This window comes from Spirillospora sp. NPDC052242, assembly GCF_040679555.1.
Taxonomy (GTDB): domain Bacteria; phylum Actinomycetota; class Actinomycetes; order Streptosporangiales; family Streptosporangiaceae; genus Spirillospora.
In genome coordinates this window covers 1-11,369 of record NZ_JBFAUZ010000095.1, presented here as the reverse complement: position 1 = coordinate 11,369, position 11,369 = coordinate 1, and the positions used below count along the sequence as shown (strand labels likewise).

Genomic DNA, 11,369 nt, shown 5'->3' with positions numbered 1-11,369 from the left:
GTCCGGGGTCCGCAGCATGACGATGTCGGCGCGGACGCCGTCCAGCCCGACGACACGGTCGACCGAACTTCCCTCGACGAGCGTCTCGCCCTCCGGCTCCATGCCGAGCTCGGTGAAGAACGCGGTCACCGCCTTGATGTCCTCGACAACGATGAGGACGTTGTCCATCCGCAGGATCGTCATGCCGGTTCCTTCCTCCTCGCGCGGCCGCCGCTGCCACTGATGTAGCTGGGACGGAGCCGGTCCCGCATTCTCGACACGGGCGGCACACCGAATTCCAGCCGACCGCGCGGCAAGGTTCAGGCAGGCGGCCCCCCGTGGCCGCCCGCGGCACGAGCCTGCAGCAGACCTTCGACCCCGTCCAGAAAGGTTTCGCAGACCAGGTCCGGGTCGAAGAGGCAGCCTGCGGCCATCGCGCCGTCGCGCAGCATCACGAAGTGCCTGGCCGCAGGCCCGGCGGGCGTCTCCCGGATGCGCGCCAGCAACTCCGTCACGGTGTCCAGGAACCACTGCCGATGGGCGAGGACGGCCTTGTGCACCGGGTGATCGGGATCGGGGTATTCGGCGACGGCGTTCAGGAAGGCGCACCCGCGGAAACCGGAGGACCGGATGCCCTGCGCGATGGACTCGCCGATGGCCCGAACGGTGTCGGCCGGTGGTAGCCCGCGGGCGACGGCATCGTCCACCTGCGCGCGCATGCCCCGATCGACCTCGGCCAGATAGGCGAGGACGAGGTCTTCCTTGCCGGGGAAGTGCCGGTAGAGCGTGGCCCGCGTCACCCGGGCCTCCGCGACGATCCGATCGATCCCGACCGAGTGGATCCCCTCCGCGTAGAAGAGCCTGGTCGCCGTGCCGAGCAGGCGGGAACGCGCCTCGGAGGGGCGGCCTTCGGGTCCTTGGCTCATGCCGCCAGCCTAGCGAGTAGAACGTTCGGTCTTGACGGAACGCGGCGCCCTTGCGATGGTTAGCAAGACAGAACGTTCGTTCTACCTAGGAAAGGTCCCCCGTGACCACGCTCGCTTCGCCCGGCATCGCCGGGACCGCTTCCGCCCTGCGGCGGCTGTACTTCGCCCGCTTCGGATTCGCCGTCGTCTGGGCCCTCGCGATGTTCACGACCGCCTCCGAACTGGGGCCGCTCGCGGTCGCTCTGCTCGTCCTGTACCCGCTGTTCGACGCAGCCGCCGCCGTCATCGACGCCCGCGCGTCGCGCACCACCGGATCGTCCGCGCTGCTGTACGCGAACATCGCGGTCAGCTCGCTCACCGCCGTCGGCGTGGCCGCCGCCTGCGCGTCCGGCATCCCGGCGGTCCTGCGGGTGTGGGGCGCGTGGGCGGTCGTGGCCGGGTTGGTCCAGCTGATCGTGGGCCTGACCCGCCGCACGATGGGCGGCCAGTGGCCCATGATCGTCAGCGGTGCCGTCTCCGTACTCGCGGGCGGCTCGTTCATCATCGGCGCCTCCGCCGAGAACCCCACGCTGACCAACGCGGCCGGCTACGCGATCCCCGGCGGCGTCTTCTTCCTGATCTCGGCCATCCGCCTGGGCCGCGCCACGCGAGCGGACGGGCACGGTGCCCTTGACCTCGATCGCGCTTGAGGTCGGAGAGTGGTGCCCATGAACCCGATGAATGCCGACGTGCGAGCGCGCGAAGCCGAAATCGAAGCGATCGAGCGAATTGTGGCGGCCGTGGAGGACGCCCAGAACAACGAACGTCCCGACGACTTCCTCCGCCTGTTCCGGCCTGACGCGATCTGGACGACCGGGGGCGGCAAGCGCCTCTTCGGCCTCGATGAGATCGCGGCGTTCACCCGCCAGGTGCTTCCGAACGGGATGCAGGACATGACCGTCACGTTCGAACTGGAACACGTGCTGTTCATCCGTCCCGACGTCGCCGCCGTCAAACTGCGCCAGGTGTACCGGACGCCTGATGGCCAGGACGTGGGAACCCCGCTGTGGATCCTGTCGAAGGAAGAGGGGGAATGGCGCCTGACCGCCTGCCAGAACATGGCCGCCCCCGACGACGAGGTGGAGCCGGCCGAGGCCGGCAGACAAGTCTTCGGCCCCGGAAGGTAACGGGAGGTGGCCGGGACGATGCTGCCCGGGTGAGCAACGCGATTTCCTATACATGGCGCGGACCCATCACCGATGACGAAATGGTCGACCTGGTCCAGTCGCGCGGCGGCCGGGCCGTCGTCGGCTGGTGGGACCGGATCAGCCGACGCTGCCTCGGCTGGGCTTCCTACGAACCCTTCGATCGGCGCGCGGCCGTCTCGTCGGCGAGCAGCGAGTGCGCCTTGGCCACGAGTTCGTCCAGGTCTATCCCGGTGGTGGCTTTGCCGAAAGCAATGCGGTCGCCCGTGCCCACGCTCCGCACCTTCCCACCCGCGCAGAGCCGGAAAGTCACGCGGCCGGTCGTGCTCGGCGGGTTCAGTCGCTCGCGGGGAGACCGGCGTCGTGGGCCAGGATGGCGGCCTGGACGCGGTTGGCGCAGTCGAGCTTGGTGAGGATGCGGCTGATGTGCGCCTTGACGGTGCCTGCGGCCATGTAGAGCCGTTCGGCGATCTCCGCGTTCGACAGCCCGGCCGAGACCAGGCGGAGCACGTCGCGTTCGGTGTCGGTGAGTCGCTCGATCCGGCTCCTGGCCGCCGCCTCGGCAGGGCCGGAGTCGGAGACGAGGTGGCGTTCGATGAGCCGGCGGGTGATCTGCGGCGCCAGGATCGACTCGCCGGTGGCGGCGACGCGTACGGCGCGGATCAGCTCGTTGGGCGCGGTGTCCTTGAGGAGGAACCCGACGGCCCCGGCGCGCAGGGCCTCGGCGACGTTGCCGTCGTCGTCGTAGGCGGTGAGCATCGCGATGTTGGTACGCGGCGACTCCCGGGCGATGCCGGCGATGGCGGTGAGTCCGTCCCCGCCGGGCATGTGCACGTCCAGCAGGGCGACGTCGATCTCCTGCTCGCGGCACGCGCGGACCGCGGCGGGCCCGTCCTCGGCCTCGGCGACGACCTCGATGTCGTCGGCGTGCCCCAGGATGAGGCGGATTCCGGCACGCATGAGCGTCGCGTCGTCGGCGATGAGGGTCCGGATCACCGGATCATTCTAGGAGGCCGAGGACGATCAGCATGGCGAGCCCGGCGACGACCGGGACGGCGGTCAGTGCGCCCAGGCAGCCCGCGCCGAGGACGCGGGGCATCGTCAGCACCTCGGCGTCGAGCGGGGGCGGCACCTCGACCGGCACGGGTCCCTCCCCGGACGCCGGCGGGTCGGCGGGCACGGACGGGCGTGCGGGCAGGTCGGCTGCGATCTGGAAGCCGCCCTCGGGGGTGGGGCCCGTGGTCAGCGCGCCCTGGAGCAGGGCGACCCGTTCCTCGAGGCCGATGAGTCCCTGCCGGGTACCGGGCGCGCGCCCGCGCGCGTCCGCTACGGGGCCGTTCGTCACGCGGACGCGTACCCGGTCGTCTTCCAGGGCCACCTCGACCCTCGCACGCGCGTCCGGGGCATGCTTGTGGACGTTCGTCAGCCCTTCGCGGACGACGCGGTGCACGGCATGGCGGGTCCGCGGATCGGCGCCGGCGAGGTCGGGGCCGGGCCACACCAGCTCCACGTCGACACCCGCCTTGCGGGACTCGGCGACGAGGTCGGCGATGTCGGCCCGGGTCCCGCTGCGTTCGGCTTCGGGGGCTTCGTCCGTGACATCGCGGAGGACCCCCAGGATGCCGCGCAGCTCGCTCATCGCGGTGGACGCCGAGGTGCGCAGCAGCTCGGCCTGGCCGCTGAGCTCGGGCGCGTCACGTGCCGCCGTCAGTTCGAGCGCGCCCGCGTGCATCGAGATCAGGCTGAGCCGGTGGCCGAGCATGTCGTGCATCTCGGCGGCGATGCGCGCGCGTTCCTTCATGCGCGCCTTGTCGGCGGCCAGCCCCTGGGCCCGCTCCAGGTAGGCGTTGCGTTCGCGCAGCAGGCGGACGCGCGGCCTGCGCCGACCCCGCAGGGCACCGGCGAGCGCCGGGAACACGAGGAGGACGGCGACACCGATCGCGTTCCCGGCGAGGACCGCTCCCAGTCCGTCCGGCGCGTCCCGCTCGACAACGAGGCCGAGGAGCAGCCCGGCCGCCGCGGTCGCCGGTACGACCGTCCACAGGCGCCGGGCGGGACGGACGCGCCGTGCCGCCGCGTACGCGACGATCGGCAGGACCGCCGTGGCCCCGATGTTCCCGCCGGCGAGCACCGGCGCCGTGGCCGCGAGGGCCGCGAACGGCCAGTGCCTTCTGGCGGGGAGCAGCAGGGCGGCCCAGCACGCGCTCGCGGCGACGGCCGCCACCCGGGCCGGCGACGGCGGCGACCACAGCAGTTGCAGGAATCCGGCGGCGAGCGCGACGAGGAAGAGCGCCACCTCGGCGGCCACCACATGCCGCGGCGCCGAAAGCACCGCGGTCCGCGCCTCGCGGACGGCGTCCGCCGCGCGAGTACGGGCCCATCCGGACGGCGCAGGCAACTGCGGGCACCTCACCTTCGGCCGGTCGATATGCCGGGTCTGGACGATCTACTCCGACATGATGGCCGATCGGCCATGAGGTCGGGGCCGATCGGCACATGCCCCGGTTCGACGCGCGTTCCTAGGCTGTCGAACGGTGATCGAAACCACCGTTCACCGAGCCCGCGACCGAAAGGACCGACATGCGGCCCGAACCGCACACCGCCACCGCCGACGCCTCGCGCGAGTTGAGGGAGATCCTGGTCGAGGCGTTCCGCCGGGCCATCGGGGACGGACGGTCGAACGTGGGGACCGAGAACGTGCTCTACGCGCTGCTCGACGGCGAGTCCGCCGCCAAAGAACTGCTGGCCCCCAAGGTCCGCGACACCGGATCGCTGATGGGGATGATCAAGGCGAAGGGCGCCGAGCACTGGGCCGGCGAGGACCGCGCCGCCGACGGCGCGCCCCTCGGCGGCCACGCCGCCGCGGCGCTGCTGCGCGAAGCGGCGTGGGCGGCGAGCGAGGACGAGGTGCCGCCACGGCCGACCGGTGCGCTCACGACCGCGCTCGCCCAAGCGCTCCTGCGGGCCGGGGAACTGGGTGTGTCGCGGGCGAACGCGTCCCACCTCCTCATGGGACTGCTGCACGACCGCGGCAACCGGGCGTGCGAGGCGCTGCTCGAACGGCGAATGGACCGGGACGATCTCATCGCCAGGCTCGAGGTGCATCCGAGCGCGCGCCAGGACGGAACGCGGCACCCCGACGGCGCCGCCGCGTTGCGCAACATGGGCGTGCTCAACAAGCGGGGCATGTACTGGGGCCGCCTGGCCAGGGCCCTGTCCGGCGGCGGCTTCGGGTCGCCGGTCATCCCCACGGTGCGCCTGGAGGCCGAACGCCAGGCCGTCCGGCTGGGGCACTCCGAGGTGACCGCCGTTCACCTCCTGCTCGGCATGCTCGCCTTGGACGACCAGCTCGCCGAGACCGGGCTGCGGCTCCGCGACGAGTGGACCGCCATGAACAAGGGCGCCGAACTGCTGCGGGACCGAGGCGTCACGCTCGCCGCCATGATGGACGCGCTCCCCGAACCGGACACGGCGGTTCCGTTCCGCCCGACGATGCACGAGGAGACCACACGGCTCCTGACCCGCGCACGCCTGCACTGCCACGAGCGCAAGGACCCGTCCACCGGAACCAGCCACCTCCTGGCCGTCCTGGCCGCGGAGCCCGGAGAATGCAGGTCGCTACTGACCTCGCTCGGCGTGGACACCGACGAACTCCGCCAGGCCCTCGAGCACTGAGGTCGAGATCGGCCCACCCGGGCGGGACGGGAACGGCGGGCGCCCGGCCCCGCGCGGCAGGGCGTCAGCCGGCGGAGTCGAGTTCGGGCAGGTTCTGCACCAGGGGCACGAACTCGGCCACCGACAACGACCCGTCGCCGTCGGTGTCGTAGTCGGCGAACAGCGCCTTGACGACCGGTGACAGGTCGCCGACCTCGGCCGCCGGGAACAGGCTCGCGACCGCCGCGGCCACCTCCTCCTCCGTGAGCCTCCCGTCCCCGTCGGTGTCGTACCGGGCGAACACCGCTTCGAACCGATCAGACATGATCACCTTTCCTGGAAGTAAGCCTGGCCCGATCGTAACCGCCGTCCACCGCGATCAAATCGCGGTGGCCACCTTCCACGCCGAGTGCATCGCGCCCTCGATGTAGCTGACCTCGGCGGCGTCGCCGACCAGGTGGACCTCGAGACCGGCCCGGGCCAGTTCGTCGGCGAGCGGCGCCGCCGCCGAGACGCCCGACGCCACGACGACCATGCTCGCCGGCGCGGACCGCGACTTGCCTTCGACCGTGAACTCGACGGCCTTGGGGGTGATGCGCTCGACGGTCGCGTTGCGGTGGATCTGCACGCCCAGCTCGTTGGCGTGCTTGACGGCGGTCCAGCGGCGGGGCATAGCCATCGGCACACCGAGCTGCCGGCCTTCCTCGACCAGGGTCACCCGACTGCCGCGCTCGGCGAGGAACTCCGCGAGTTCGAGACCGACGAGCGATCCGCCGATGACGACGACGTTCTTGCTCATCGGCAGGAACTTGAGGTATTTGCGGCTCATGTGGCGAATCCTGCCGGGGCTCTTCGTGACACCGGTGAGACCGCCGAGCTTGCCGGCGACCCGCAGGAACAGCGGCTGGTCCGAGACGTCACCGGTGCCGGTCATCAGGCTGCGCAGGCTGTCACCGGTATGCACGTGGGGCAGGTCGCCGCCCGGAACGCTCGGACGTCCGCGCACGGCGCCCGTGGCGACGACGACGGCGTCGGGCGCGAGGGCCTCGACCGTCGCGGCGGTGGCCTCGGTCTTCAGCCGGACGTCGACACCGGCCCGCCGCACCTCCTGGGTGAGCCACTTCAGCAGGCGCTCATTGTCCGGGGTGGTCAGCGACGAGAACCACAGCGTTCCGCCGAGGCGGTCGGTCTTGTCCAGCAGGGTGACGCGGTGGCCGCGTTCGGCGGCGACACGTGCGGCCTCCATGCCGCCGGGACCGGCACCGACGACGACGACGTGCTTGGGGGACGTGGTGCGCGGGAACGGCAGCAGCGTCTCGTTGCCCAGCGCGGGGTTGACCGCGCACAGCGGGGTGGCGTCCCAGAAATTCTCCTGCACGCACACGTAGCAGTTGATGCACGGGCGGACCTGCTCGCTGAGCCCGGCCTTCAGCTTGTTGACCAGACCGGGATCGGCCAGCAGTTGACGGCCCATGGCGACGAAATCGGTGTGGCCCTCGGCGATCATCCTTTCGCCGACCTCGGGCAGCATGCGGCCGACGGTGATGACCGGGATCGACACCGCACGCTTCACGACCGCGGCGTTGGCGGTGTAGAAGCCGACCGTGTCCGGCAGCGGCCCGTCGGTGAAGTTCGCGAACGCGTTGAGCGCGGTGCCGGTGACGTGGATGGCATCGGCACCGGCCTGCTCGAACATGGCGGCGGCACGGGCGGCCTCGTCGGGCGTCAGCCCCTCGGACTCGCCGTACTCCTGGCCCGCCAGCCGCACGATGACGGCGAGGCCGTCACCGACCTCGTCCTTGACCGCACGGATCACCTCGCACGACAGCCGCGCCCGGTTCTCGAGCGACCCGCCGTACTCGTCGGTGCGCTGGTTCGAGTAGCGGCTCAAGAACCCGCCGAGCACGTAGTTGTGGGCGCAGTGGATCTCGACGGCGTCGCCACCGGCGGCCTTCACGCGGCCCGCCGCCTCCGCGAACATCCGGACCAGCCACGCGAGGTCCTCGTGGGTGGCCTCACGGTGGGCGGCCTTCTTCCCCTCCTGGATCGCGGCCATCTTCCCGAGCTCCTCGGGAGTGCAGTCGATCATCATGCTCATGTCGCTGGGAGGCTTCGGGACGGACGGCACCAACTGCGGTCGACCGTCGAGGGTGTCGATCCGGGCGACCTTGCCGTGGTGCACCATCTGCACGCACAGCTTGCTGCCGGCCTCGTGGACCGCGTCGGCCAGCGCCCTGAGGCCGGGGATGAACCGATCCTCGGACAGACCCGGCTCCTTGCGGCTGGTGCAGCCCGCCGGATACGCCACGGCGCAGCAGCCCGTGATGATCAGTCCGGTGCCGCCCTTGGCACGGGCCGCGAAGTGGTCTATGTCGGCCTGGTGGATCTCGCCGTCCTCGCAGAGGTTCATGTCCATCGCGGGGAGAACCACGCGGTTGGCCAGCGCGATGGGCCCGATCTTGCCGGGCGAGAGGAGGGCGGGGAACGTTCGCTGTCGGGTTACCACCTGCAGGAAGTTATTTCACAACACTGATTGTTCCCGGCCTCTTCTCGCTCACCGAGACGCCACCTGGACGCATCGCCGCCCGAGCCGTCGGTCACGCACCGGCATGCGACGGTCCGCAGGCGCCGATGGTCCGAACCGCCGCGCAGACCAACGAGTTCCTGCACGTCCGCCCGGTGACAAGCCGATGCGGAATGACCGTCCCGCGTCGCTGTCTGCCGGCGCCCATGAGCGAACAAGCGCATCCGCAGATGCAGATCCGTTGGCGACTTTCCCAGAAGCGACGAATGAAGCGGCAGATCAGACGCGGTGACACGGTTTCCGGTACGCACAGCCGTTACCCCGACACCACAAACCCGGAGGACACCAAACGCTTCGGCCCGTGCGCGAGACCTCACGATCGTCCTGGACGGTGAAAGATCCGAAACTGCACGAACTTTTTCGTGCTGCGGTAAGTCCTAGGACGTCCGCATAAGCGCGCGAGTTCATGCCGTACCGGGTCGGACTGATCACAGCCCGGCGCACCAACTCCCCGGACCACACTCGCATCCCATCTTTTACAACGCGGCCACAGGGGCTGCGCACGGAGATGGGAGCGGCACCTATGCAGAAAATCGTGTTCACCGGCATGGCGGCGGCGCTGGCGCTCGGCCTGACGGCCTGCGACGGCACCGGCGACTCCGCGGCGCCGACGCCCGCCTCGTCCGTCGCTTCCACGCCCGCCCCGAGCGAGACCGACGTTTCCACGCCGAACGCCTCGTCCCCCGTGGAGTCGGACACTCCGGAGGCCCAGGAGCCTCCGAGCGAGACGCCGGGCGGCCAGCAGATCGAGTCCAAGTGGGGACGGTTGCGTTACCTGGCGCCGGGCAAGTTCACCGTCGACGGCGTCGCCTTCTTCACCGCCAACGCCACCGTCCTCTACGTCGCCGGTGACACCTGCCCGGACGGCAGCAAGCCCCCCGGCGACAGCAAGTGCAACATGGACGGTTTCGAGCAGTGGGTGCAGGCCGCACCGCACAACGCCGTCGTGGAGTTCTCCGGCCAGTCCGCGACCCTGATCCGAGAGACGCAGTAACAGCCCGGTGAGCTCGCGCTCTCCCTCAGCCCGCGGCGGCTATGAACCGTACGACCCTGACGCCGGCCTTGGCCAAAGCCGCCGCCGACGGCGTTCAACACAAAGCGGTGCCGGTAACCGTAGCCGGCGCTACAACACATTCACTCTGATCGAGTTCCCCATAGCACGGATAGATGCAGAACTTGGCGAACCAGCCCGACGCCGACGACGGAGAGAAGAGCGATGACGGGCGGCTGACGAGCCCCGAGAAGAAAGAACTGCCCGAGCTACGGCGCCGTACCGGCAGTTCGAGATGAAGAACCAGATTCTCCAGCAGACCGCGGCCTACACGCGTGCCTGTCCATCCCCCTTGGACGCCCCGCTCCAGGGCAGTGGAATCGATCATGCTGGCCGCACTCCGCACGCCGCCGATCCGGCGCGGGTCGGGCATCAGCAAAGCGACCCTCCGCGATGCAGCAGGCTGCTGAAGGGGAGAGCAGCAATGCCTCCCGGGAACAGCCCCAGTGGCGAGCGCGAACACACGGGGCCGCCGCAACGAACATCGCGCCGCGTCGGTCCTGACGTCCGGCCTCCCCTCGACGTCCGCATCATCGGGACACTGCCGGGGAGAGGCGTTCGACCGGGCATGAGCGAGTGCCGCGGCGCACGCGCCGCGGCACTCGGTTCGGCGCGTTGGGATCGCTTTCGCCGACTCCGCTCTCGGGAACGAGGCTGATGCCAACGGGGTCGCCGGTGCCGTTCAGGGCCCGGAAGACCCCGGCGCCACGCCGGGCCGCCACGGCTCTGAAGGCGCAGCACCTCGCCTTTCGATGCCCGTGGAAGGAACGCCGAATCCTTGTACGGTCGAGTTCAGGCAGGTGCAACGACCTCTGCTTCGCAGGCGAAGCACATCAGTGTGTGCTCCACCACGCGGCCCTGCTCGAACCGCTGGCCCGACTCGACGGCGTACTCGTCGCACTCAGGGCACGTCCAAGGGCCGGGTTCGCCCTGCTTCGCCGAACGGATGAGGTGATCCCACTCATCGTCACTCATCCCGGGATCTTACGGCTCTCTGGGGCGTCGGCTGAGGCTGAGATGCCGACTCCCATGAGCGACGACCTCGTGTACGTCCACCTGGCGGGCGGTCCTTGCGACGAGGGCGGCACGCCACAGTGGACCGGTCCGCGCATGCCGAGACGGGGTCCGGGGTTCGCCTTCGTACCAGAGGATGGCTCCTCCTGCCGCTGTCCAATCCCCCAACCTTTCACCGGCTCGGGCCGCGCTGTACGAACTGAACGGACTCCCTGAAGAGGTCCGAGACGGCTCCTCCTCAACTGCCTCCTTCACTTCTTGGGGGCTGGCGAAGGCTTATCCGTCGCAAGGCATCTCACGGCCACGGTGTACCTTCCCGAACGAAAAGGTACGCCGCAATTTGCGGTCGCGTGTCCTGGCCTCCCGGTCTGTAGATCCCTCAACCGATCACCGCTTCCGTCGGGATTCGTTCCGCATGCTTGGCCGACGACCCGCGGGGACGCCCGTACTCGTTCAGGTCGGTTCAAGATCAGTTACGTGGGTAACTCCCAGCGTGGCTTTCAGGAGCCAGCTCCTCAGTAGGCTGCCTCTCAACTAAGGGCGGTCCGGTGGCTCTAAGACCGTGTCTTGATCGGACGAGTTGTGGGAGTTGTTCCAGCGGGTGGCCCCACCTGCACCGACACGGCCGCAGGGCGGTGGGCGGCGGCGTGCCGACGACCGCAGCGTCTTGGCGGCGATCGTGTTCGTGGCCACCACCGGCTGCACTTGGCGCCAACTCCCGCCCACATTCGGCGCATCGTGGCAGACGGTGCACCGCCGGTTCACCGAGTGGAGCGCCGCGCGGGTGTGGGCAAGCTGCACCGGATCCTGCTGGACGAGCTCGGCGCGGCCGGTGAGCTGGACTGGTCGCGGTGCGCGATCGACTCGGTGAGCGTCCGCGCGGCCAAAGGGTGCCCCTATGTGCTTCGTCAAGCTGTGGAGGGGGTTGGTGGTCGGTACGGGGTGCCGTCGCGGAGCATGACGAACAGTACGTCGGT

General features: G+C 70.1%; 12 protein-coding genes and 1 pseudogene. 5 read left to right on the top strand and 8 right to left on the bottom strand.

Features of this window, described 5'->3' with window-relative positions; all coding sequences use genetic code 11:
- Positions 1-183: VOC family protein (locus AB0L25_RS40485; RefSeq protein ID WP_500178910.1), on the bottom strand; the 183-nt coding region annotated here is incomplete at its 3' end.
- A 116-nt stretch (positions 184-299) separates the two neighbouring features.
- Positions 300-905 carry a TetR/AcrR family transcriptional regulator gene (locus tag AB0L25_RS40480; RefSeq protein WP_500178908.1) on the bottom strand — a complete coding sequence of 202 codons (606 nt, stop codon included), beginning with the start codon at positions 903-905 and terminating at the stop codon, positions 300-302.
- 101 nt (positions 906-1,006) lie between these two features.
- Here AB0L25_RS40480 and AB0L25_RS40475 point away from each other — a divergent pair, with 101 nt between their 5' ends.
- Positions 1,007-1,594 carry a hypothetical protein gene (locus AB0L25_RS40475; protein ID WP_500178906.1) on the top strand — a complete coding sequence of 196 codons (588 nt, stop codon included), beginning with the start codon at positions 1,007-1,009 and terminating at the stop codon, positions 1,592-1,594.
- A gap of 18 nt (positions 1,595-1,612) precedes the next feature.
- Positions 1,613-2,071: an SgcJ/EcaC family oxidoreductase gene (locus AB0L25_RS40470; protein ID WP_500178904.1), complete on the top strand. Its 459-nt coding sequence runs from the start codon at positions 1,613-1,615 to the stop codon at positions 2,069-2,071.
- Positions 2,072-2,237: 166 nt separating this feature from the next.
- Here the strand turns inward: AB0L25_RS40470 and AB0L25_RS40465 are convergent, their stop codons facing one another.
- The 3 genes from AB0L25_RS40465 to AB0L25_RS40455 form a co-directional block, all read right to left on the bottom strand.
- Positions 2,238-2,363: a hypothetical protein gene (locus AB0L25_RS40465; protein ID WP_500178902.1), complete on the bottom strand. Its 126-nt coding sequence runs from the start codon at positions 2,361-2,363 to the stop codon at positions 2,238-2,240.
- Between the two features lie 62 nt (positions 2,364-2,425).
- Complete coding sequence (locus AB0L25_RS40460) at positions 2,426-3,085, bottom strand: response regulator (protein ID WP_500178900.1); 660 nt, start codon at positions 3,083-3,085, stop codon at positions 2,426-2,428.
- A 4-nt stretch (positions 3,086-3,089) separates the two neighbouring features.
- Positions 3,090-4,487: a sensor histidine kinase gene (locus AB0L25_RS40455; RefSeq protein WP_500178899.1), complete on the bottom strand. Its 1,398-nt coding sequence runs from the start codon at positions 4,485-4,487 to the stop codon at positions 3,090-3,092.
- Positions 4,488-4,669: 182 nt separating this feature from the next.
- Between AB0L25_RS40455 and AB0L25_RS40450 the strand changes: the two genes are divergently transcribed.
- Positions 4,670-5,764: a hypothetical protein gene (locus tag AB0L25_RS40450; protein WP_500178897.1), complete on the top strand. Its 1,095-nt coding sequence runs from the start codon at positions 4,670-4,672 to the stop codon at positions 5,762-5,764.
- Positions 5,765-5,828: 64 nt separating this feature from the next.
- Here AB0L25_RS40450 and AB0L25_RS40445 read toward each other — a convergent pair whose 3' ends face one another.
- Both AB0L25_RS40445 and AB0L25_RS40440 read right to left on the bottom strand, forming a co-directional pair.
- Positions 5,829-6,068: an EF-hand domain-containing protein gene (locus AB0L25_RS40445; protein ID WP_500178895.1), complete on the bottom strand. Its 240-nt coding sequence runs from the start codon at positions 6,066-6,068 to the stop codon at positions 5,829-5,831.
- Positions 6,069-6,122: 54 nt separating this feature from the next.
- Positions 6,123-8,249: an oxidoreductase gene (locus tag AB0L25_RS40440; protein ID WP_500178894.1), complete on the bottom strand. Its 2,127-nt coding sequence runs from the start codon at positions 8,247-8,249 to the stop codon at positions 6,123-6,125.
- 601 nt (positions 8,250-8,850) lie between these two features.
- On the opposite strand from AB0L25_RS40440, the gene AB0L25_RS40435 reads away from it, so the two are divergent.
- Positions 8,851-9,321 carry a hypothetical protein gene (locus AB0L25_RS40435; protein WP_500178892.1) on the top strand — a complete coding sequence of 157 codons (471 nt, stop codon included), beginning with the start codon at positions 8,851-8,853 and terminating at the stop codon, positions 9,319-9,321.
- Between the two features lie 849 nt (positions 9,322-10,170).
- Here AB0L25_RS40435 and AB0L25_RS40430 read toward each other — a convergent pair.
- A complete protein-coding gene (locus AB0L25_RS40430) occupies positions 10,171-10,353 on the bottom strand; it encodes a hypothetical protein (protein WP_500178891.1) in 183 nt (60 codons plus the stop codon).
- Between the two features lie 619 nt (positions 10,354-10,972).
- On the opposite strand from AB0L25_RS40430, the pseudogene AB0L25_RS40425 reads away from it, so the two are divergent.
- Positions 10,973-11,283 (top strand): annotated as a pseudogene (locus AB0L25_RS40425) (transposase); the annotation flags it as partial.
- Positions 11,284-11,369 lie beyond the last annotated feature (86 nt).

What these genes read in the sequence shown, in the direction of transcription:
- AB0L25_RS40480 (WP_500178908.1), bottom strand. Translation starts at nt 905, where the DNA reads ATGAGCCAAGGACCCGAAGGCCGCCCCTCCGAGGCGCGTTCCCGCCTG.
- AB0L25_RS40470 (WP_500178904.1), top strand. Translation starts at nt 1,613, where the DNA reads ATGAACCCGATGAATGCCGACGTGCGAGCGCGCGAAGCCGAAATCGAA.
- AB0L25_RS40450 (WP_500178897.1), top strand. Translation starts at nt 4,670, where the DNA reads ATGCGGCCCGAACCGCACACCGCCACCGCCGACGCCTCGCGCGAGTTG.
- AB0L25_RS40445 (WP_500178895.1), bottom strand. Translation starts at nt 6,068, where the DNA reads ATGTCTGATCGGTTCGAAGCGGTGTTCGCCCGGTACGACACCGACGGG.
- AB0L25_RS40435 (WP_500178892.1), top strand. Translation starts at nt 8,851, where the DNA reads ATGCAGAAAATCGTGTTCACCGGCATGGCGGCGGCGCTGGCGCTCGGC.
- AB0L25_RS40430 (WP_500178891.1), bottom strand. Translation starts at nt 10,353, where the DNA reads ATGAGTGACGATGAGTGGGATCACCTCATCCGTTCGGCGAAGCAGGGC.